Origin of the sequence: Paenibacillus farraposensis, assembly GCF_020736845.1 — a bacterium.
GTDB classification, from domain to species: domain Bacteria; phylum Bacillota; class Bacilli; order Paenibacillales; family Paenibacillaceae; genus Paenibacillus; species Paenibacillus farraposensis.
This window is the reverse complement of record NZ_JAFFQR010000064.1, coordinates 384,165-407,566: the sequence shown is the minus strand read 5'-3', so window position 1 is coordinate 407,566 and position 23,402 is coordinate 384,165. Positions and strand designations below refer to the sequence as shown.

Here is a 23,402-nt window from a genome sequence, read left to right as displayed (position 1 = left end):
TATTTGTTTTTATTTATTTGTTTCGTTCATCACTATATACTGTTCCATTAACCTATGATACGAGCTTTTTGAACTCATGTGCCTGTATATAGTACAATGTAATGTATGCATGTGAAATGAGGAGGAAATGACCAACCATGTTGTGGAATGAAATTACAATACATACAAGTGAAGAAGCTGTCGAAATGATTTCGAATTTTCTCCACGAAGCAGGTGCAGGCGGAGTTTCCATTGAGGAATCCGGTTCGCTCAACAAACCGCGGGATACGTCTTATGGGCAGTGGTACGATCGCCCTTTGAACGACATTCCTGAAGGGCAAGCGGTGATCAAAGGCTATTTTGCCGAAGATGTGGATATGGACAATATACGTGCACAAATTGAGCCGCGGGTCGAAGAGTTAAAGACCTTCGATATTGACCCCGGTGAGGTACGGTATGAGTTGAAAACAGTCAATGAGGATGACTGGGCAAATGCCTGGAAACAATATTTCAAGCCATTGCGTGTGTCGGAGCGTCTGACGATCAAACCAACCTGGGAGGATTACGAGCCTGCAAGCGAGGATGAAAAAATCATTGAGCTGGACCCGGGGATGGCCTTTGGCACCGGAACGCACCCTACGACATCCCTCTGCCTGAGAACACTGGAATCTGTGATCCAGGGGGGAGAAGAAGTTATTGATGTCGGGACAGGCTCCGGTATTTTAGCGATTGGAGCTGTAAAGCTGGGAGCGAAGCATGTGCTTGCCTTGGACCTGGACCCGGTAGCGGTATCAAGTGCGCGTGAAAATACGCGTCTGAATGGACTGGAGGAGCGCATAACCATTAAAGAAAGCGATTTGCTCTCCGTGCTGCATGCAGACGATCCGACGCTAGGGATTAAACTGCCGGTCAAGCTGGTGGTCGCTAATATTTTGGCCGAGATTATTTTACTGTTTATTGATGATGTATATAAGGCGCTGGAGCCAGGCGGTACTTATATCGCGTCAGGAATTTGGAAGAATAAAGAAGAGGTTGTCGAAAACGCATTGAAAGCAGCCGGCTTTGAAATTGCCGAAGTATGCCGGGATGAGGATTGGCTTGCGTTTGTGGCAAGAAAGAGGTAAGCATGGATTTTTTACAACAGATTTTTCGTGTAAATTTAAATGTTCTTCCATTTTACTTGCTGGCTGTGATCATATCGTTTACGGTGCATGAGTTTGCACATGCGTATTATGCCAATAAATTTGGCGATCCCACAGCCAAGCTGCTTGGGCGCGTGACTTTAAATCCGGCTGCGCACATTGATCTGCTGGGCACGCTGCTGCTGTTGATCGGAGGCTTTGGCTGGGCCAAGCCTGTCCCGGTTAACCGGGACAATTTTAGCCGTCCGCGCCTGATGGGCATTATCGTTTCGGCTGCCGGTCCACTGAGCAATCTGTTGGTTGCATTTGTCACCACATTGATTTATGCCATGCTTCTTCATTTTCAGGTGCTGCCGGCGATGGAGAACCAGCGAGTGGCTCAGGCGATCTATTTGCTTATCAATGCACTGATCAATTTGAATCTGTTTTTGTTTATCTTTAATCTGATTCCACTGCCACCGCTAGATGGGTACCGGATTGTGGAAGATGTGGCTCCAAGTCCCGTGCGCCGTAAACTTCAGCAGTTTGAGCAATGGTCTATCTTTATTTTTCTGTTGATACTGGTCATTCCGCAGGTTCGGGCTGTAACGATTGAGCCTCTATACACGCTGGCCCAGATGATATATCTACAGTTTTTGCAGTTTTCGTTTTACATTACCGGATTATTTGGAGCCTGAGGGCTCCTTTTTTTTGCGAGAACAGTCCCAGATGACAGGAATGGAAAAGGGAACAGGCTGGTCATACAGGCGTAAAAGATGATATGATGGTGTTTAGTTATTTTCAGAATAGGTGTGAGAGACAATGCAGCGTTATTTTATTCCGGCAGAGCAGTTTCTGGAAGATCACGTCATTGTTGCGGGCGAGGATGCGCGGCATATCGCCAAAGTTATGCGCGGCCGCAGCGGTGACAAAATTATAGTCAGCGACGGGGTATCCAGAGAAGCGCTGGCTGCGCTGGATACGATTGAGCAGGATCATGTTACGGCGACGATCATCGAGCTGCTGGAGATGACCTCTGAACCGCATGTGCAGGTTACCATCGCCCAAAGTCTTCCTAAAGGAGACAAGATGGAAACGGTGATGCAAAAATGTACAGAAATTGGAGCAGCGGGCTTTGTGCCGTTTTTGTCTGAACGTACAGTCGTACAGTATGATGCCAAAAAAGAAGGCAAACGGCTGGAGCGTTGGCGCAAGATTGTGAAGGAAGCGGCTGAGCAGAGCCACCGTAATCGGATTCCGGAAATTAGTGCACCCATGACGTGGAAAGAGCTGCTGGCTTCTTTTGCGGGGTATGATTTGATATGCTATTGTTATGAAAAAGAGCAGGGACGGCAGTTACGGGATGTTATACAGCCATTGGCAGGACAATGGGCGTCGGCAGACAAGCCGCGTGTTCTGCTGGTGGTAGGTCCGGAAGGCGGCTTCACAGAAGCGGAGAGTCAGGAGGCCGAGCAGGCCGGGGCGCAGTCTACAGGACTGGGAAGACGTATTTTGCGTGCAGAGACCGCAGGTATGGCTGCATTGGCATGCATTTTATATGAAGCAGGCGAAATGGGAGGGATTTAATATGCCATCAGTGGCATTTTACACATTGGGCTGTAAAGTAAACTTTTATGATACAGAAGCAATCTGGCAGATGTTCAAAAAAGAGGGTTATGAGCAGGTGGATTTTGACGAGCAGACTGCTGATGTTTATTTGATCAATACATGTACGGTTACGAATACCGGCGATAAAAAGAGCCGTCAGATTATTCGCCGCGCGATTCGCCGCAATCCGGATGCGATTGTGGCCGTAACGGGCTGTTATGCCCAGACTTCTCCCGCCGAAATCATGGATATTCCAGGTGTCGACCTCGTTATTGGTACGCAGGATCGGGACAAGATTATTCCATATGTGAAGGAGATCCAAGAGTCGCGTCAGCCGGTGAATGCTGTGCGTAATATTATGAAGACTCGTGTGTTTGAGGAAATGGATGTGCCGGATTTTGCTCATCACACCCGTGCGTTCTTGAAAATTCAGGATGGCTGCAATAACTTCTGTACTTTCTGCATCATTCCGTGGTCGCGCGGTCTGTCCCGCAGCCGCGATGCTGCGAGCATAGTCGCCCAGGCTCGCCAACTGGTGCATGCTGGCTACAAGGAAATCGTACTCACAGGTATCCATACCGGGGGTTATGGTGACGATATGGATAATTATGACCTGGCCGATCTGTTATGGGATCTGGAGAAGGTGGAAGGACTGGAGCGTATCCGTATCAGCTCGATTGAAGCCAGTCAGATTGGCGATAAAATGCTTGATGTGCTGCAACGCTCCACCAGGTTGGTTCGTCATTTTCACATACCGCTTCAGGCAGGGGATGACGCGGTACTGAAACGGATGCGCCGCAAATACACGACAGACGAGTTCTATAACAAGATGCTTATGATTCGAAAAGCAATGCCGGATGTAGCCATTACAACGGACGTGATTGTCGGATTTCCTGGGGAAACGGACGAAATGTTCCGCAACGGCTATGAGCTGATGAAAAAAATCGGCTTTTCGGAAATGCACGTGTTCCCGTACTCCAAGCGTAGCGGAACGCCAGCGGCGCGTATGGAGGATCAGGTGGACGAGGACGTGAAAAATGCACGTGTGCGTGAGCTGATTGAGCTGTCAGAGCAAATGCAGCTGGCATATGCCGAGAAGTTTGTAGGCCAGGTGCTGGAGGTCATTCCGGAGGTTGCACCGAAGGGGACCGAAGATAGCGGCTTACTCTACGGTTATAGTGACAATTACATTCAACTGGTGTTTGAAGGTGCTCAGGATTTGGTCGGCAAGGTGTGCCGCGTGAAGCTGACGAAAGCGGGCGTGAATGAAAGCGAAGGTCAATTGGTCCGCATACTGGAAAATGGGCTGCAAACAGCCCTCTAAGAGTAAAAAAAGCCTGAACAGGCCATAGTGATGGCTAACAAGGATTTCGCCTTTCTTTACAGAGAGGACGGAATCCTTGTTGCGCAAGGAAAGGAGATTACAGGATGGCAGCAAAAAAGGAGATTTCCGCAGGCGGCGTTGTATATCGCAAACAGGGGAATCGGTTTGAAATCCAGCTGATTACCGACCGATATGGCAAGGTATCCTTGGCTAAAGGCAAAATGGAGCCGGGAGAAACGGTTGAACAAACGGCTTTACGTGAAATTCGCGAGGAGACAGGATTGAATGGGCGAATTATTCAGCATGTGGATATGATTGCGTATACGTACCAGCATGCTGAATTTGGGGAAGTGGACAAAGAAGTCCATTATTACCTTGTAGAGGCACTGGATGGAACTTTACAGGCTCAGATCGAAGAAATTAAAGGTGTCGCATGGCATACACCCGAGGAAGCATGGGGTCTTCAGCGTCAGGGTGGATATGACAATAATGATGTGATTCTGAGCAAGGCGTTGGCTATGCTGGGAATTAACGTTTCATTTTAAACAGAGACATATGCTGCTCCAGATGTTTCCATAAAGGTAAATAGCAGACAGGCAAAGCGAGTAAGGAGCTGATCACGTTAAACAGGGTTTGGGCATGGGCTACCTTGGCTCCGGGCTCAGCGGATATCCAGGCAGCCGCCATTTCCAGCCCGGGGATGAATGGCATAAAGAGCAAGGCCCCGCCTACATTCAGCAGCACATGGGACCAGGCAACAAATTGGCCGGATACGCTGCCGCCAATAGCGGCGATCAAAGCGGTTACGCAGGTGCCTACATTGGAGCCGATAACAATGGCGATCCCCACATCGACCGGCAAGGCGCCTGCGGTCGCAAGGCTGATCGCCATGCCGATGACGGCTGCGCTGCTGTGGACAAGTGCGGTCAGGCAGGCTCCGGCGGCGAAGGCCCACCACATGTTGACCGCAGCGTGATCCAGAAACCAGCGGAATAGTCCGGCCTGCTCAATCCAGGGGCCGACTGCTTGCATCACACGGATACCGGCCAGAATCAGCGAAAATCCGGCAAAGACGAGGCTGATAAATTGTACAGCCTGCGGGCGGCTAAGCCCACCCGAGCCGGGTGAAGCTCCGGCAGATACATACTGGCGCTCGGGGACCGCTTCTCCCCACAGGACGGCGGTGCTCCAGCATAGCAGGGAGCCGCATAACAGCGGCACAGCCAGCTTGCCCAGTTGAAGCCCCATCAGCTCGGTGGTCAGGCAGGTGCCGATATTGGTGCCGAGGATAATGCCGAGCGTGCGGCCGTAAGTTAAAACGCCGGCATTGACCAGCCCGATGGTCAGCACCGTTACGGCGGTGCTGCTTTGCAGCAAGGCGGTAATGACGGAGCTGAACAGCATGCCCCCCAAAGGGGAAACGGTGGCCCGGTTCAGCCAGCGGGTGAGGAAGGCGCTGGCCAAATGCCGGAGAGCTGCTTCCATCAGCTTCATTCCGCCCAAAAAAATAAGCAGCCCGCCGCACAGCGGCAAAATTACGTGTACAAACACCGGCATAGCCCCTTTCTCTTTCTAGGTGAAAGTGATCAAAATCAATACTACGTTTGGATGCTGCGTAAGTATAATAGAGCCAGACTAAGGCTGCTTCGGTGTCTTTTCTGGAGTGAAAAATTTGACCCAAAGCAAATTTACTGAGTTGTCAACGCGTCTAAGACACACTTCTGTAACAGCCTATGATCTATTAAAGACAACCATGACAAGCATGGCCGAGCTGTTTTTTAGGAAAACGAAAATTTTGTAGTATCTTCACAAGGTTTAAAATGTGACGTCGATAATAAGGCAGGCAGTAGCGGAGCGGTTCTCACGAATCCCGTTGCAACAGCGATCGTAAGATCAAATGAACCGTGGAGCCGTACCCCTATCGAACAAACGTTTAACACTTTGAGTAATTCCAAGAATAGGAGTGAAGGATTTTGCCTTCAGTAATATTAGAACGAAGCCGCAAAAAAAGGCTGGAGCACGCACACCCGTGGGTGTTCAAAAATGAAATAGCCAAGGTCGAGGGTGATCCGGAGGCGGGTGATCTGGTCAGCATTGTGAACCATCAAGGCCGATATCTGGCGACGGGCTACTATAATCCGGCTTCACAAATTACGGTACGCGTGATGTCATACGAACCGCTGGAAGCAATGGACAAAAGCTTCTTTGTCGAACGCTTTCGCAACTGTCTGGAGCACCGCCAACGTTTTGTAACTGGAGGGGACGCTTATCGGCTGGTGTACGGCGAGGCTGATTTTTTGCCTGGACTGATTGTAGACCGTTTTGGTGATGTGCTGGTCGTGCAGTTGTTAACGCTGGGTATGGATCGGCGCAGGGAAGAAATCAGGGATGCGCTTGTTGAAGTAATTCATCCGGTCGGTATTTATGAACGCAGTGATGTGTCCATCCGTGAGCTGGAAGGGCTGGAACAGATAAAGGGGCCGCTGTACGGGGATTGCCCTCGTCATGTTGTGGTGACCGAAAATGGTTTGCAAATCAAGGTAGATATCGTAGAAGGCCAGAAGACAGGCTATTTCTTCGACCAGCGTGAAAATCGTGCGGCTATTGCGCCGTTGATGACAGGGTGGGGAGCGCGCAGCGGAATTACGCTCCAGGAAGTAGCGGAAGAAGGCGAATCCGGCACAACGGTCATGAAGCCTGTGAATAAAAGCGGCAAGGTGGTTGAATTCCCGTTTTGGGATGGCGCAACCGTACTGGAATGCTTTTCACATACCGGAAGCTTTACACTTAATGCATGTAAATACGGTGCCAAAAAAGTAACTTGTCTTGATATTTCCGAGCATGCGATTGAAAGCGCGCGGGATAATGTCAAGTTGAACGGCTACGAGGAACGCGTCGAGTTTGTTGTCGATGATGCTTTTCAATATTTGCGCAATCAGGTCAAAGGTGTGGAGGAGCGTGCCGCGAGAGCTGGAGGCAAGGGGGATACTTCCAAGCCGCTGACAGCCGGTGGCGGGCGTACGTTTGATGTGGTTATTCTTGATCCGCCGGCCTTTGCCAAAACGAAAAGTGCAGTCAAAGGGGCTATGCGCGGATATAAAGATATCAACTTGCACGGGATGAAGCTTGTTAATGAGGGAGGCTACTTGGTGACGGCAAGCTGCTCGTATCATATGCGGCCCGAGCTGTTCCTGGATACGATCAAGGAAGCGGCGGCTGATGCCGGCAAAATCCTCCGTCTGGTGGATTGGAGAGCAGCTGGCAAGGATCACCCCCAAATTTTGGGCGTGGAAGAAGGCCATTATTTGAAATTTGCAATCTTTGAGGTGCGCAGCCGGACAAAGCTGTAGCTATCAAGCAAGTATAGCCAATCTCCTTTTGGAGGGTTAAATAGGATGGTTTCATAGAAGTGGTTAAATAAGTAAAATAGGCTCATTTAATTATATATCAGTCCTGTAGACAAGGCATGCATCTAGCCAACCTGCGGGACTGTTTGTTTTTTGAGGGACAATCACTGCTGTAAGATGGCAAACGTACGTTCTTTTCTCCCTTGCTTTGTATGCTATACTGTTTAACAGAATGCTGTTCGTTGGAAAGGAGGCCGCATCATGTCGGTCCGTTTGTTGATTGGCCGCTCGGGCAGTGGGAAAAGTACGTTAATCCGTCATGAAATGACATCTATGCTGCGCGAGCAGCCGTTAGGCAAGCCTATGCTGTTGCTTGTACCGGAGCAATCGTCATTTGCTTCCGAGCATGCGCTGCTTACAGAAGCCGGAAACGGTATTCAGGGGTCGATGCGCGCCCAGGTGATGGGGTTTCATCGTCTTGCTTATTTAGTTATGCAGGAAACTGGGGGTTCAGCGCTGGTGCCTGTGACGGAAGAGGGCAAGAAGATGCTTTTATATAAAATTATTCGTCGTCGCAAGGATGAACTGAGCTTGTTTAAGGACTCCGGGGACCAGCTTGGCTTTGTAGACAGGTTGAATACGTTGTTTACGGAGCTCAAGCAGTACGGGAATGATACCCGGTCTGTGCCTGAACAACTGGAGCGCATGAATGCCGCAGGGGAGTCTGCTCCGATTTTGCGCGGTAAGCTCAAAGATATCAGTCTGATCTATGCGGATTTTGAACGAGAACTGGCGCTTAAATATATTGATGGCGAGGACACGCTGCGCATGCTGGCAGAACAGATTGCCGGGTCCTCCCTGGTGCGCGGGGCAGACATTTGGATGGATGGCTACCGCAGGTTTACGCCGCATGAATACAAGGTGGTAGAACAGCTGATGCTGCACGCTTCTTCGTTGACGGTCGCGCTGACCTGCAATCGCAGCTATGAGGGTGAACAGGTTCCGCATGAGCTGGATTTGTTCCATCCGTCGGCAGCTGCCTATGTAAAGCTTAAAGGGATGGCAGACGAGCTGATGATAGAGACTCAGACCCAATTCCTGCGTTCTGACCCGATGCCCAGATTCAAGGAGCGTCCGGCATTGGCATATTTGGAGGCTCAATTTGAACATCGCACCGGATATCGGGTACGTCAGCAGCTACGTAATCCATGGGCAGACCAACAGCTGGAAGGCATACAGCTGTACGCTGCGGCAAATCGCCGTGCAGAGCTGGAAGGGGCCGTGCGGGAAATGCGCCGTCTGGCCCGGGATGAGGGTGCGCGTTATCGGGAAATGGCTTTGTTCGTACGTCATATTGAAGATTATGAGCCTTGGGTGGAGCCGATATTCAAGCAATATGGGGTTCCGGTTTTTCTGGATGAGCGGAGAAGTGTGCTGCATCATCCCTTAGTAGAAATGATCCGGGCTTCGCTGGATATCGTTCAGCGGCGTTGGCGGTATGAGGACGTATTTCGTGCGGTCAAAACAGACCTTTTATTGCCGCTGGACGGCCGGGTCAGCCGTGAGGATATGGACCGGCTGGAAAACTATGCGCTGGCCTGTGGAATACAGGGCAGCCGCTGGACAGACGGGCGGCCGTGGCAGGCTGTGCCCAGCCTGTCGCTGGAGCTGGAGGAGCAGGAACGGAACCGGCAACGGGATGAAACGCTGGATTTGATGGAGCTGTGCCGCGATGTAATCGTGACGCCTTTACAAGCGTTTGAGAAGCGTCTGGGTAAAGCCCGCACAGCACTTGAGAAGTGTGAAGCGGTATATCTATTGCTGGAGGATGCCGAAATCGGCCACAAGCTGGACGCTTTCATTCGTCAGGACGAGGAAGCCGGAAATCCGGAACAGGCCAAGGAGCATCGCCAGATATGGGATGCGGTGCTTGAGCTGCTGGATCAAATCGTTGAAATGATGGGTGATGAGAGGCTGGATACTTCGTTGTTCGCTGGGGTGCTCGAAACGGGATTGGCCGAGTACCGGATGGGACTTGTGCCGCCAGCTCTGGATCAAGTGCTGGTTGGTAACACGGATCGTACACGCGTAGCCGGCATACAGCATGCCTTTGTGCTCGGTATGAATGAAGGTGTGATGCCAGCGGTTTTTCATGAGGACGGTGTGCTGACGGAGCAGGAGCGCACCGCTTTAAACGAACAAGGTGTAGAGCTGGCACCGGATATGACAAGACGTCTGTTGGATGAACGTTTTCTCGCTTATTCGGCTCTTACTTCAGCCGGCCAAAGCTTGTGGATGAGCTATGCGGTGACCGATGAGGAAGGGAAGCCGCTGCTGCCGTCAGAGTTGGTTCGGCATGTCCGGCAGCTATTTCCCGGTCTTCATGAGCGTCCATTAACTGGGAATCCCTTGCCTGGGGACGCCTGGACGGCGCAGTGGGAGTATGCTTCCCATCCGTCCGAGGCTTTGCCGCAGCTTATTGCGCAGTTACGGCATTGGCGGCGTGGTGGTGACATTTTGTCCCCCTGGTGGGAGGTATACAACTGGTATGCCAGCCAGCAAGGGCGTGAAAAGGACAAGCTGCGCCAGCTGTTGACCTCCCTTTTTTACGAAAACCACGCCGAAATGCAAAAAGAAACGAGCCGACGATTGTACGGCAGCAAGCTGCGTACCAGCGTGTCCCGGATGGAACGCTTTGTCGCATGTCCGTTTTCGCATTTTGCTTCCCATGGCCTTCGCTTGAAGGAACGGCAAATGTACCGCCTGAAGGCGCCGGATATCGGGCAATTATTCCATGCGGCGCTTGGAGAGATGGCGATTAATTTACGTAATCGTAATGTAAGCTGGGGTAGCCTCAGCACCGAGGCATGCCGCCAGGAGGCGGAAACGGCCGTGGAGCGTTTGGCTCCTCGCCTGCAAGGCGAGATTTTAATGAGCTCCAAGCGATATGGATACATTTTGCGTAAGCTGAAGGATATTGTAAGCCGTGCCTCATTGATTTTGGGTGAGCATGCGCGCAGAGGCAATTTTGAGCCCATCGGGCTGGAACTGGACTTTGGGCCAGGCCAATCGCTTCCTCCGCTAAGCTTCCGGCTGGATAACGGTGTTGTTATGGAAGTTGTCGGACGGATTGACCGTGTGGATGTGGCTGAGGGAGAAAAAGGATTGCTTTTGCGGGTCATCGATTATAAATCCAGTCAAAAGGATCTCAAGCTGCACGAGGTATACTATGGCTTGTCCCTACAGATGCTCACCTATCTGGACGTGCTGTTGAATGCGGCTGAGGAATGGCTGGGCGAGACGGCTTATCCGGCGGGCACGCTCTATTTTCATGTTCACAATCCGATGTTGCAATCACCGAACGGTCTTAGTGCGGAACAGGCTCGTCAGGAGCTTTTAAAACGCTTTAAGATGAAAGGACTATTGCTTGCGGATCGAGACGTGGTCGGACAAATGGACACGGCACTGGATAAGGGGTATTCCTCCATTTTGCCTGTTGCGGTGAAAGCAGACGGCAGTTTCTACAGCAGCGCATCTGTTGCTTCGCCGGAGCAGTGGGACAGTCTGCTGGCTTCGGTACGTCATAATATTCGAACGATCGGTACACGAATGACAGAGGGCGATGTGGATATCAAACCTTATCGTATTCAGCAGGAGACAGCATGTACCTTCTGCTCTTTCAAACCTGTTTGTCAATTTGACGACAGTCTGGAAGGCAGTGGCTACAATCAATGGGGGAAACCTAGCAAGGATCAGATATGGAATCTGCTGGGTCATCTACAGGATGGGAAAGGAGGAATGAACCATTGATAGGCGCATCAAACGCAAAAGGCATACCGAAGCCGGAAGGCAGCATGTGGAGCGATGACCAGTGGCGGGCCATTTCGGAATCTGGCCACAACATGCTGGTGGCGGCTGCGGCAGGATCTGGTAAAACAGCGGTGCTTGTAGAGCGTATTATTCGTAAAATCGCCGATCCCGAGCTGGGCTTCAGCGTGGATCGGCTGCTAGTGGCGACCTTTACGAAGGCTGCAGCTGCCGAAATGCGTCAACGGATACGGGAAGCACTGGAGCGCGTGCTGGAACAGGAACCGGAAAGCGAGCATGTACGCCGTCAGCTATCGCTGCTGAATCGTGCCTCGATTACGACGCTTCACTCTTTTTGTATGGAGGTCATTCGCAGACATTATCAGGCCGTTCCCCTGGACCCCGGGTTTCGGATTATGAATGAGCATGAGACGGAACTGCTGCGGCAGGAGCTGCTGGAAGAGCTGTTTGAGGAAAAATATGAGGCTCATGATGAAGGCAGCACATTTCGCAGGCTGGTGGACTGGTTTAGCGGAGAACGTACGGATGATGCGATGTATGTGCTTGTTCAGCGGCTGTACGATTTTTCTCAAAGTCATCCTTGGCCGGAGCATTGGTTGAGGGAGACGGCAGCAGCCTTCCGTGTACAGGATGTGGCCGCCTTGGGAGAGACCCCTTGGGTTCTCAGCATTTTGACAGATGCTGCGCTTACTCTGCGGGGGGCAGCAAGCTTGCTGGAGCAGGCGCATGAAACGGCTATGCAGCCCGGCGGTCCTGCACCTTATGCAGTAACGCTGCAAGAGGATGCAGCTATGGTGAATGGATTGCTGCAGGAACTGGAGACACAGCCATGGGCATCCCTGTATGATCACTTTCAGCTCGCATCCTTCGGCAAGCTCAAGCCAGTCAAAAAAGATCAGACCGAACCGGCTTTACAGGAGCGGGTCAAGATGCTGCGTGAGGCAGCAAAAAAAATGATTACAGATATGAAGTCTTCCCTGTTTGGCCGGAGAGCGGAGTCCTATCTGGAGGAACTGCACGCAGCCGCTCCGCTGATGGACGAACTGGTAGAGACCGTCATTGCATTCGGAGAAAGATTTCAGCAGCACAAGCAGTCCAAAGGGCTGGTGGATTTCGGGGATTTGGAGCATTATTGCCTCAAAATACTGCGTCATCCCGATTCTACCCCGCATCAATTGCTGCCCTCGGACGCTGCGCTCGAATACAAGGCGCAGTTCGATGAAGTGCTGCTGGATGAATATCAGGACACGAATACCGTACAGGAAGATATCGTCAGGCTGGTATCTCGCGAGGAACCGGGTAACCGTTTTATGGTAGGAGATGTGAAGCAGAGCATTTACCGGTTTCGGCTGGCGGAGCCGGGGCTGTTTTTGAATAAATATCAGCAGTATGGCCTGCAGGAGCAGGAAGATGGTCTGTTGATTGATCTGGCTCGTAATTTTCGCAGCCGGGAGGAAGTTGTTGATGCGGTTAATTTGGTGTTCCGGCAGATTATGAGCGTAGATGTAGCGGAAATTGAATACGACGAACGAGCGTGGCTGGTACACGGCGCATCTTATCCTGAACAGCCGGACAAAGACGCTGCATCTGCATACGCACCTGAACTGCTACTGGTTGATAAAGGCGGGAAAGGCCTTTCGGATACGCTGGAAGGAGCTGAAACGCACGACGAGTCTGCTTTACAGGAAAATGATCTGGCCGAGCTTGCGGAGCTGGAGACAGCGCAATTAGAAGCGCGTGCGATCGCGCAACGGATCAAGGAGCTGACCGGAGATACCGGACAACCGCTGTTGATCTATGACAGAGGGTTAAAAACGATGCGTCCGGCAGCTTACGGCGATATCGTCATTTTGCTTCGCTCGGCAAGTGTGTGGGCTCCACTTATTGTCGAGGAACTGCGTCTGGAGGGTATTCCGGCTTCCGGGGAGCAGACGACAGGCTTTTTTAAGGCAACGGAGGTCGAGGTGATGCTGTCCTTGCTGCACATTATTGATAATCCGCAGCAGGATATCCCGCTTGCTTCTGTGCTTCGTTCGCCAATTGTGGGCTTGACCGAGGATGAGCTGGCTCAAATTCGATTAGAGAAGGCGGATGGGCTGTTTTATGATGCTTTGCTGACGGCAGCAGAGGCTGATCGACTCCAGGAGCGTGAAAAAGAAACCCCGGATGACGAAAAAACGTTGTCTTCCCGACTGCGCTCCTTTTTGTGCAAGTTGGAGACATGGCGTAAGGAAGCCAGACAAGGCAGCTTAAGTGCATTGATTTGGAATTTGCTGGAGGAAACAGGGTACCTGGATTGGGTAGGCGGATTGCCTGGCGGTTCACAGCGTCAAAACAATTTGCGGTCACTGTATGACCGGGCCAGACAATATGAGGCTTCAACGTCTAACCGCGGTTTGTTCCGATTTTTGACCTTCATTTCCCGTTTGCGGGAGCGAGGCAGCGATCTGGGATCAAGCAGCGGGGAGACAGAACCCGATCAGGCCGTCCGTATTATGACCATTCATAAAAGTAAAGGGCTTGAATTTCCGGTTGTGTTTATTGCCGGGACAGCCAAAATGTTCAATCAGCAGGATCTGAATGCGCCGTTTCTTATGCATAAGGAATTGGGGTTCGGTCCCAAATATGTGGAGGAACACCATCGGGTCAGCTACCCGACGCTGCCTAATCTGGCGATTCGCCGGCGCTCCCAATTGGAGCTATTGGCTGAGGAAATGCGGGTATTGTACGTAGCGCTTACGCGTCCGCGTGAAAAGCTCATTATGACCGGAACAGTGAAGGATCTGGCTTCACGCGCAGTGGGGTGGGCACGTGCCAAAGAGCATACCGAAACGGTCTTGCCCGATTATATGCTGGCGGCAGGCCGCAGTTATCTGGACTGGATAGGTCCCGCTTTGATTCGGCACTCTTCTGCTGCCTCCCTGAGAGAAGCGGCGGGTGACGAAGTGGGAGATTTTCACAGGCTGGAGCACATGCCTGGAGCAGACTGGCTTTTTAAAATTGTCGCTGCAGAAGCTCTTTCCGGCTCTGGTGTGAGCTTGGCTCATGAAAAAGAAGGAGCGAACGAGGAGAGGCAAAAGAAAACGGAAGCACTAAGAAATGCGAAGCCTCTTGATAGAAGATGGATTTCGGCAGATTCATTAGAAGAAATGATTGGGGACGACAGGTCAGAAGCGGAAACCGCTAATGGAGCTGTGACGGCGGAGGTGTCTTTTGGTGACGAATCCGATACTGTACTGGATCAGCCTGTAGGCCTGACCACCGGGATTATAACAGATATTGGCGCCGTTCTTTCCTGGACCTATCCGTATGAACGGGCAGGCAGGACGGCAGCCCATACGTCGGTTACCGAGATGAAAAGATGGCTGGAAATGCAAGAGATCGGATCGGAGGATTGGCTGAATCTATCTGCCTTCCGATCGGTAGAATCACCAGAGGATCGAAATGATTCTCACGCCGGAGGCCATTCATTACACTTGCGTAGACCCAAGTTTATGGGCAATCAACGTCTGACACCGACGGAACGCGGAACGGTGTACCATACGCTGATGCTGCACTTGCCGCTGGATGGGGGAATGAACGCGGAGGTCATTGAGGAAACTAAGGCCCGCCTGTTGAATCAGCGCATATTACGGGATGTTCATGTAAAGGTGCTGGATACGGATAAAATATTGCGTTTTTTCACCAGTGAGCCAGGTGTCAAAATGCTGAAGGCAGCCCATGTTCAACGTGAGCTTCCGTTTACCTATGCCATGCGGGCAGCCGATTACTGGAGTCACAGCTTGCCTTCGACGCTGCCTGTACAGGAAACTGCCCCACAAGGTGGTCAGGACGATAAAGTGCTGATGAACGGAATCATTGACTGTCTGTTTGAAACTCCGGAAGGACTGGTGCTGCTGGATTATAAAACAGACCGGATATCCGAACACCGTACACTGCCCTATTTAACGGAGCAGTATCGGTTTCAATTGGAGCTATACGCCCATGTGATTGAAGCGATAACAAGTCAAAAGGTTGCTGAGAAGTGGCTATATTTTTTAGAGGCTGGAGAAAGTGTGCGGCTGTAGCAGCAGGATAGAGAGAGGGGGAAGAGCATGCGGATTTTGCATACTGGTGATTGGCATTTGGGCCGCACATTGGAAGGACGCAGCCGTCTGAGGGAGCAGGAAGCGTTTTTGGAGGAATTGGTAAAAATGGCTGACGATCAGCAGGCAGATTTAATTATGATGGCTGGAGACGTGTACGATTCGGTCAATCCTTCAGCTGCCGCCGAGCAGTTGTTTTATGAATCGTCTGCCCGCCTTACGGCTAGAGGAAGACCGCTGGTCGTTATTGCGGGCAATCATGATCAGCCGGAAAGAGTAGCCTCGGTCACACCGCTGGTAAGTGGGCGCGGAATTACATTGCTGGGACTGCCAAGTGGGGAAGCGGTCCGTGTTCATACATCACGAACAGGCGAAATGGCTTGCATTGCAGCCTTGCCGTATCCCTCCGAGTCTCGTCTGAATGAGCTATTGTCAGAGGACGGAGATGAAACGGTATTGCGCGCGGCATATAGCCGCCGTGTAGGGATGCTGATGGCACAACTGGGTACAGCGTTTCGGTCCGACACAGTTAATTTGTCGATGAGCCATATTTATGTGCTCGGCGGGCTGGAGTCGGACTCGGAACGTCCGATTCAGGTCGGGGGAGCTTATACGGTCGATCCGTCAGCTCTGAGCATCGGGGCGCAATACACGGCTTTGGGACACTTGCACCGTCCCCAGTATGTGAAGGGAGACGGGCTGATGCGTTATAGCGGTTCTCCGCTTGCTTATAGCTTTTCGGAAGCAGGGCAAGCCAAATCGGTTACGCTGATTGATGTGGTTGCCGGCAAGCCTGCACAGGTCGAGGAACTCTATATTACCAGTGGACGTCCATTGGTGAAGTGGCGTGCCCGGGGAGGTCTGGAGGAGGTTCATCGCTGGCTGGACGAAGGGCTGGATGCGGATGCTTTTATTGACCTGGAGATTACGCTGGATGAAGCGATGTCGATGGGGGATATTCAGCGGCTGCGCAAAAGCCGTGAAGGCATCATTCATATTCGTCCCATGTATCCCGAAATGGATGCGGTGCAGCTGGAGCACCAGCGATCAGAACTGCCGGTGCATGAGCTCTTCCGGGCATTCTATCAGCGGCAGACAGGCGGGGCACAGCCGGATGATGGCTTAGTACAGCTATTTCTGGAACTGGTAGAGCAGGATGATGCAAGAAACCACGCTGAGGAGGATGATGCATGAAACCGATTCTTCTGAAATTGGCGGGGCTGCAAAGCTATCGGGAACCGCAGGAAATTCGCTTCGACGAGCTGACAGAAACCGGACTGTTTGGAATTTTTGGCCCAACGGGCAGCGGCAAATCAACGTTGCTGGACGCCATTACGTTGGCGATGTACGGTAAAGTGGAGCGGGCGGTGAATGGTACTCAAGGCATTATGAATCACGCTGAGGATACGCTGTCCGTTGCATTTACGTTTGAACTCATGTCAGCACAAGGCCCTCGCCGCTATCGTGTGGAACGACGTTTCAAACGCGCCGGGGGCGTTTCGGTAAATAACACGCTCAGTCGTTTTATTGCCTTTACGGACAATGGCGAGGAAGTGCTTGCCGACAAGGTGCAGGATGTGACGCGCTGTGTGGAGGAATATATCGGCCTGAAAATGGATGATTTTACGCGTGCCGTCGTGCTGCCGCAGGGAAAGTTTGCGGAATTTTTGTCATTGAAGGGCAGTGAGCGCAGACAGATGCTGCAGCGTTTGTTTCATTTGGAGAAATACGGCGACCAGCTCGCACAGAAGCTTAGTCGTCGTGTGAAGGACAATGAGATTGCGCTGAAAGCGCTGGAAGCGGAGCAGCAAGGTCTAGGGGACGCCAGCGTTGAAGCGCTCGCACATGTGGAGCTGCGTCTCAAAGAGGCGTTTGCTGCTGCTGAGGCTTCGCGCCGTGAACTGGAACATGCTGCATGCGAGGCGGAAGCACTGAACAAAATCCGTGAGCTGGTCATAGATCGCAGTCGCCGGATGCATGAACTGGAGCAGCTGACAAACCTGGAGCCAGCTATCGCTGAGCTGGAGCGCAAGCTGCGTCAAGCGTCGGCAGCCGAGACCTTGCTGCCAGCGCTGACGGATTGGAAGGAAGCCGTCGCCGAAGCGGCTAAACGGCAAAAGGCCGCCGAAGAAACAGCGGTTCGGGCCGTATCAGCGCAAGCGGCTGCGCATGTGTCTGTGCAGGCAGACGAACAGGCGCGGCAAGCGCTGGGTGCGGAGGAGCCGAAGCTGCTGCTTCGGATCGACCAGTTGGAACAGGCGCTTCAGCTGGAGCGTGATACGGAGGTGCTGCGGACCGAACGGGAACGTCTCGCGGCAGAGCTGGTGCAAAGTGAGCAAGCGCTGGCAGCATTCAGTGAAGGACTGGCAAAGGAGCAGGAGCTGCAGGCGCGAGGCTTGAAGCGACAGCAGGAGCTGCAACAGGAGCTAAAGCAAAATGAAGTGCGGGCAGATGAGCGGCGCATGCTGCAAGAGGCTGTGCGACGGCTGCAGCAACTGGAGACGGCAAATGAGCAATGGCGTGAAGCTGAACAGGAGTATTCCGCGCAGGAGAACCGGCTGGTGCAAGCTGACGAACACCTGAAGCAGATGGAACAGGAGACACAGGAGACGGAGGCGCGGCGTTCTGCCCTTGCTGTGCAGGTAGCTGAAAGCATCGAGGCGTTGCTGACGCTGGAAGCCGAAGTGGCAGCCGCCACAGCGGCACTGGCAGCTGAGGAGGAGCAGCTACGCCACCAGCTTCGCGCCGCGGAGCTGGGCCGTCTCGCACAGCATCTCGCTGCCGAGCTGCGCGAGGGCGAGCCGTGTGCGGTGTGCGGCTCGCTGCACCACCCTGCCCCTGCCGCTGTGGCGGCCCATGGCATGGATGCGGCTGCGCCGGACGAGCTGCACCGCCTGCGGCTCGGCTTGCAGGAGCTGCGCCTCGCGCTGCGCCAGCAGCTGCACGAGCAGCGCAGCCTGCTGATGCAGCCCGCTGTTGCGGACAGCGGTGCTGCCGCCACGGGCGAGCCTGCCGCCGCATCCGCAGCGCCGGCTGAGCCGCGTGGTGCCGCCGCCTGGGCGGAGCGCTGCACGGCGCTGGAACGGGCAGCGGCTGAGCTGACCGCAGGCGCACAAGCGCTGTCTGCGGAGGCGCAAGCCTTACGCGAGGCGGACGCCGCCGGACAGCAGCGGCGTATTCGCGCAGCGGCCGAGCAGGAAGCGGCGGCTGCAGCGCTGACACAGGCGCGGAGCAAGCGCGAGGCATACGCTGCGCGCAGCGAAGAATTACGCGCCGAATGGGCGGCGCAGCTGCCAGATGTGGCGCCGGATGAAGCCGCGGCGCGTTATTACGCCATGCAGGAGCGCGACGGGCGCGCGGACGAGCTGCGGTCGCGGCTGGAGACGAGCGTGACCTTCCTCGAAGAGAAAGCAGCGCGTATTCAGCAGATACAGCAGAGCATCATCGAGGAAGACAAAATCATTATTGCCCGTCGCACAGGGCTTCAAAGCAAAGACGACTCATTGTGCGAAAAGCTGGAACAGCTCCGCAAATGGGTTGGAGAAGGGCAGGCATTCTGCTTGCTGGAAGAAGCGGCTTCACGCCTGCGGGCATTGAAAAGCGAGGCCGAAGCCGCGGCACGCCGCCGGACTGAAGCGGAGGAACGCCAGCAGCAAGCCGTTCATGCTTCATTGATTGCCCGGCAGGCCTCCGATTCGGCTGAGGAAAGAAAGCGGATGTCTGAGACCCGGTGGGAAAGCCGCCTGGCTGCCTCCACTTTTGCCACGGAAGCAGAAGTAATGGAATGCTGCCTGGGACCAGATGAAGCTGCACGTTACGAACGGGAAGTGCAGCTGCACCGGGAGCGGGAAAAAGAATTGTCTTCCCGCTTAAAACATGTGGAAGAACAGCTGAATGGAGCAATGGTAACAGATGAAGAGTGGGAAAGGACTGCTGCGCAGCTCCGCGATTGCCGCAGACGGGATGAAGAGGCGCTTCAGAACCGTGCCAAGGCTGAACGTGATCTGGAGGACCTGCAGCGCCGGCATGTTCGCTGGGTGGAACTGGAGTCCCGGCGCATAGAGCTGCGCAGCGAGGCCGAAAAAATGTCCAAGCTCCAGTCTGTTTTTCGGGGCAATGCCTTTGTTGAGTATATTGCCGAGGAACAGCTCATGCAGGTCAGTCAGGCGGCTTCGCATCGTTTGCGTTTTCTGACCAAGCAGCGTTACGCGTTAGAGGTAGACTCCAGCGGCGGTTTTGTCATTAGTGACGATGCCAACGGCGGAGTCAAGCGTCCAGTGTCGACCTTGTCCGGCGGCGAAACGTTCCTGACCTCCCTGTCGCTCGCGCTTGCGCTATCGGCTCAGATTCAATTGCGGGGCCAATATCCGCTTCAATTTTTCTTTCTGGACGAAGGCTTTGGTACGTTGGACCCCGAATTGCTGGACACGGTGATCACCTCGCTGGAAAAGCTGCATCACGATCAACTGTCTGTTGGTGTGATCAGCCACGTACCCGAACTGCGGGCACGGTTGCCGCGTAAGCTGGTTGTTCTTCCCGCTGAGCAGGCTGGAGGCGGCTCCAGAGTGGTTATGGAAACTTTTTGAAGTAATGTGATACTGATCACAGATACAGTTTCAAAGTGTTGTTATAATACAGCCAAGCCGACAAGTTAATCATACAGCACCCCGGCGGACGTATGCTGAGGAAGGGATTTTCCCGTTATACGTCCGTTCAGAGGGGCTCGATAAGAGCCTCCGGGGTGCTTCTTTTTTTTTGCAACCCGAAATTCGCCCAATTTTGTGTAGCACATAGCCCGTTTTTGAATAACATACGGTATACCTGCAAAAGCCTAGGAGGAAAACAACTATGGAAAACCACATGATGCCTGTTATGGCACCGGAAAAAACGGATATCAAATCACAATGTCTAAAGCATATGCATCGTTATGTAGGCGTATGGGTTAAGGATGGAACCATGTATGACGGAATCGTGGAACATGTGGATGATGAAAAACTGTATTTAGCCGTTCCCATAGGTGGTGGAAGTGAGATGGAGAATGTTAATCTCCCTTATCCTCCCAAGAGTTGTGGCTGCGGATCTCGCGCTTTTGTGCCCTTCTTTCCGTATGCGCCTTTTCCCGCTTTTGGATATCCTTTCCCGTACGGACGCCGTCGCTTTAATCGTTTGATCCTGCCACTTGCTGCATTGGCAGCGATTAGCCTGCTGCCTTATTACTAAGTTATTGGGAATTCCCGAAAATAGTTCATATTTTCTGCATCCCCCTCCTCCGTTCTGACCATATATCATCACATAAGCAAGGCTGTTTCCTCCTCATGGAAGAAGCAGTCTTTTTTCTGGATCGCTTATGAGCACAGCTTTATGGAAGAGGATATCCTGTTTATACTTAAAGCATGCTAACATCAAGCATGTAGTGAGGCTGTATAGAACAGGCAGGGGGATCATGTGAAAAAATATGTTTCAATTTTATTAGAGATAGAGCATAAAATTCGTAAGGGCCAATACAGATCGGGTCACAGACTGCCTTCCATTCGTGATGCTGCGGAGTTGTACGGATGCAGCAAAAGCACGGTTTTGCGCGCATATGCCGAACTGGAGAGGAAGCACGCTATCTATTCCATACCGCAAAGCGGATACTATGTAGTCGAGAATTCCGGCGATTTACACCACAGCCATGTTGAAGAAAGCGTTGATTTTACTTCTGCATCTCCAGATCTGAACGTATTTCCGTACCTGGATTTTCAGCATTGTCTGAATCAGGCTATAGATACCTACAAATATGATTTGTTCACTTACGGGGATTCACAAGGATTGGAGACACTGCGACATACATTGGTTTCCCATTTGGCTGACAATCAGGTGTTTGCAGAAATGAAACGGATTATCGTTACTTCCGGTGTTCAGCAGGCGTTGGAATTATTGGCCAAGATGCCGTTTCCCAACGGCAAAGAAAAGGTTTTAGTCGAGCAGCCAAGCTACGATATTTATTTGCGTTTTTTGGAGGAAGCGAACATACCTGTCTGTACCATTGCCCGAACAGCGGCAGGTATTGATTTGCAGGAATTGGAGAATCAATTTAAAAACGCAAGCATCAAGTTTTTTTATACGATGTCAAGATATCATAATCCATTGGGAAGCTCTTACAGCACGGAGAATCGAAAGGCTATAGCTGCCTTGGCTGCCAAATACGATGTATACGTCGTAGAAGATGATTATATGGCTGATTTGGGGGTTGATCATAGCTTTGATCCCATATACGCATATGATCAGACGGAGCATGTTATTTATTTGAAAAGCTTCTCGAAAATCATTTTCCCGGGCTTGCGTCTAGGGGTTGCAGTGTTGCCGGAAGTTCTATTGAAGACGTTTAATGCATATAAAAGGTACGTTGACACTTCCATTTTATCTCAGGCTGCGCTTGATATTTATATTAAAAACGGAATGTATGAGCGCCACAAGCATACCATATGCAACCTGTATTCCGAGCGCATCCACATGCTCAATCAGGCGGCAGAACGATATAATCAGACCGGGATCATTGAGGTCTCGGTGGTAACATCAGGAGTTTATGTGCAGTTCAAGCTGCCTCGAACCGTGAACCTGGAGCGTCTGGTACAGCGTCTTTCCGAGAGGAGGGTTCAGGTTGTATCCGGCAAAGGCTTTTATTTAAAGGGCTACAGGGAACTGGAAAAGTTTTTACGCATCAGTATCTCACGTGCACAGCCCGGACAAATTGACGAGGGGGTTAAAACCATCATAGAGGAAGTGAGAAAGGGGAACTGGTATTAAGCCCCTTTTTCCGTTATGATACATATAGAAACATAGGTACAACACGCCATGGGGGTATATGCTTCTAATGGTTTATCAGGACATACATAACTTTGAATGCCGAGAGCAATTTTATTTCATTGCTTATGATCGGCTCATTGCCAAAGGAGAATTTTAAATGGACGATCTGTTTTTGAAAATTGTGGATGGAACCATCCCTAGCAAGAAGGTATTTGAAACGGACAATGTGCTTGCATTTCATGACATTCAGCCCGCGGCACCAGTACATGTGCTCATTATCCCCAAAAAATATATTCCTTCAATGAATGCTGTGACGGAGGAGGACCTTCCGCTCATCGCAGAGATTCATCGTGTTGCAATTGAGGTGGCCAAAAAGCTGGGAATCGCTGAGTCCGGTTATCGGTTAATTAACAACTGCGGTCCGGATAGCGGGCAAGCGGTCGGGCATCTGCATTATCACTTGCTGGGCGGCGCCAAATTAGGGGCCTTGACAAGTATTTCGGATTCACATGCGTAAAAATAGCAGAAAAAGGTTCTTTTAACTATTCATTTATTGCGTATAGGTTGACACCCGGTTTCCATTTCACCTATAATAAAGTTTGATGAACCGTGTTGTTGTTTTTGGACGGTCTGGTCGGAGGGAGGGAAAACTGGTGTCTGAAACTAAAGTTCGCAAAAACGAGACAATTGATGCTGCACTTCGTCGCTTTAAACGTTCCATTGCTAAGGATGGCGTATTGGCTGAGGTGAAGAAACGCAAGCATTATGAAAAGCCAAGCGTAAAGCGCAAGAAAAAGTCCGAGGCTGCTCGTAAGAGAAAGTTCTAGGAGGAGCTGAGCAACCATGAATTTGAGCGAACGATTAAACGAAGATATGAAGCAAGCTATGAAGAGTAAGGACAAGTTCAAACTCTCCACGATTCGAATGGTTCGTTCTACGATTAAAAATCTTGAAATAGATTTGAAACGAGACTTGGACGACAACGAAGTGCTTGATATTCTGAGTCGTGAGATCAAACAGCGAAAAGATGCCCTCCATGAATTTGAAAAAGCCAGTCGCGATGAACTTGCGGCAAACACTAAAGCAGAAATAGAGATCATCGCTCAGTACCTTCCTGAACAACTTTCAGAAGAAGAAATTAAAGTTATTGTACAGCAGACCATCCAGGAAACCGGTGCTTCTTCGAAAGCCGAGATGGGGAAAGTGATGTCGGCCTTGATGCCTAAGGTAAAAGGTCGCGCTGACGGTAAACTCGTGAACCAAGCGGTTCAGCAATTTCTGCAATAAACCTGCAACAAACAGGAAAACGCAAACACCCTCT

The 23,402-nt window shown here is 51.8% G+C and carries 16 protein-coding genes; 15 read left to right on the top strand and 1 reads right to left on the bottom strand.

Annotated features, from left to right (window positions below; genetic code table 11):
• The first annotated feature begins 137 nt into the window (after positions 1 to 137).
• From prmA to JO375_RS11615, 5 genes are all read left to right on the top strand, one after another.
• Positions 138 to 1,103, top strand: a complete 966-nt coding sequence (prmA, locus tag JO375_RS11635) for a 50S ribosomal protein L11 methyltransferase (protein ID WP_229524621.1) — start codon at positions 138 to 140, stop codon at positions 1,101 to 1,103.
• Between the two features lie 2 nt (positions 1,104 to 1,105).
• Entirely contained in the window at positions 1,106 to 1,798 is a 693-nt protein-coding gene (locus JO375_RS11630; protein WP_229524620.1) for a site-2 protease family protein, read from the top strand.
• A 124-nt stretch (positions 1,799 to 1,922) separates the two neighbouring features.
• A complete protein-coding gene (locus JO375_RS11625; protein ID WP_229524619.1) occupies positions 1,923 to 2,687 on the top strand; it encodes a 16S rRNA (uracil(1498)-N(3))-methyltransferase in 765 nt (254 codons plus the stop codon).
• A 1-nt stretch (position 2,688) separates the two neighbouring features.
• Positions 2,689 to 4,032, top strand: coding sequence for a tRNA (N(6)-L-threonylcarbamoyladenosine(37)-C(2))-methylthiotransferase MtaB (gene mtaB, locus JO375_RS11620; protein WP_229524618.1), 1,344 nt, complete (start codon positions 2,689 to 2,691; stop codon positions 4,030 to 4,032).
• 104 nt (positions 4,033 to 4,136) lie between these two features.
• Positions 4,137 to 4,577: an NUDIX hydrolase gene (locus JO375_RS11615; protein WP_229524617.1), complete on the top strand. Its 441-nt coding sequence runs from the start codon at positions 4,137 to 4,139 to the stop codon at positions 4,575 to 4,577.
• Here the strand turns inward: JO375_RS11615 and JO375_RS11610 are convergent.
• A complete protein-coding gene (locus tag JO375_RS11610; protein ID WP_229524616.1) occupies positions 4,561 to 5,583 on the bottom strand; it encodes a Na/Pi cotransporter family protein in 1,023 nt (340 codons plus the stop codon). The genes JO375_RS11615 and JO375_RS11610 overlap by 17 nt on opposite strands.
• A gap of 422 nt (positions 5,584 to 6,005) precedes the next feature.
• Between JO375_RS11610 and JO375_RS11605 the strand changes: the two genes are divergently transcribed.
• The 10 genes from JO375_RS11605 (at position 6,006) to JO375_RS11560 (ending at position 23,368) form a co-directional block, all read left to right on the top strand.
• Positions 6,006 to 7,382: a class I SAM-dependent rRNA methyltransferase gene (locus tag JO375_RS11605; protein ID WP_229524615.1), complete on the top strand. Its 1,377-nt coding sequence runs from the start codon at positions 6,006 to 6,008 to the stop codon at positions 7,380 to 7,382.
• Between the two features lie 258 nt (positions 7,383 to 7,640).
• Positions 7,641 to 11,189 (top strand): helicase-exonuclease AddAB subunit AddB, encoded by a 3,549-nt coding sequence (addB, locus tag JO375_RS11600; RefSeq protein WP_229524614.1) that lies wholly within the window; start codon positions 7,641 to 7,643, stop codon positions 11,187 to 11,189.
• The gene (gene addA, locus JO375_RS11595) at positions 11,186 to 15,274 is read left to right on the top strand and encodes a helicase-exonuclease AddAB subunit AddA (RefSeq protein ID WP_229524613.1); all 4,089 of its coding nucleotides are present in this window, start codon (positions 11,186 to 11,188) and stop codon (positions 15,272 to 15,274) included. Before addB ends, addA begins: the two co-directional genes overlap by 4 nt.
• A 27-nt stretch (positions 15,275 to 15,301) precedes the next feature.
• On the top strand, positions 15,302 to 16,486 hold the full coding sequence (locus tag JO375_RS11590) for an exonuclease SbcCD subunit D (RefSeq protein WP_229524612.1): 1,185 nt from the start codon (positions 15,302 to 15,304) through the stop codon (positions 16,484 to 16,486).
• Complete coding sequence (locus JO375_RS11585; RefSeq protein ID WP_229524611.1) at positions 16,483 to 19,878, top strand: AAA family ATPase; 3,396 nt, start codon at positions 16,483 to 16,485, stop codon at positions 19,876 to 19,878. Before JO375_RS11590 ends, JO375_RS11585 begins: the two co-directional genes overlap by 4 nt.
• A 262-nt stretch (positions 19,879 to 20,140) precedes the next feature.
• A complete protein-coding gene (locus JO375_RS11580; protein ID WP_229524610.1) occupies positions 20,141 to 20,512 on the top strand; it encodes a hypothetical protein in 372 nt (123 codons plus the stop codon).
• A gap of 225 nt (positions 20,513 to 20,737) precedes the next feature.
• The gene (locus JO375_RS11575) at positions 20,738 to 22,081 is read left to right on the top strand and encodes an aminotransferase-like domain-containing protein (RefSeq protein WP_229524609.1); all 1,344 of its coding nucleotides are present in this window, start codon (positions 20,738 to 20,740) and stop codon (positions 22,079 to 22,081) included.
• A 157-nt stretch (positions 22,082 to 22,238) separates the two neighbouring features.
• On the top strand, positions 22,239 to 22,598 hold the full coding sequence (locus tag JO375_RS11570) for a histidine triad nucleotide-binding protein (RefSeq protein WP_229524608.1): 360 nt from the start codon (positions 22,239 to 22,241) through the stop codon (positions 22,596 to 22,598).
• 136 nt (positions 22,599 to 22,734) lie between these two features.
• Entirely contained in the window at positions 22,735 to 22,908 is a 174-nt protein-coding gene (rpsU, locus tag JO375_RS11565; RefSeq protein ID WP_005547957.1) for a 30S ribosomal protein S21, read from the top strand.
• A 16-nt stretch (positions 22,909 to 22,924) separates the two neighbouring features.
• Complete coding sequence (locus JO375_RS11560) at positions 22,925 to 23,368, top strand: GatB/YqeY domain-containing protein (RefSeq protein WP_229524607.1); 444 nt, start codon at positions 22,925 to 22,927, stop codon at positions 23,366 to 23,368.
• The last annotated feature ends 34 nt before the right edge of the window (positions 23,369 to 23,402 follow it).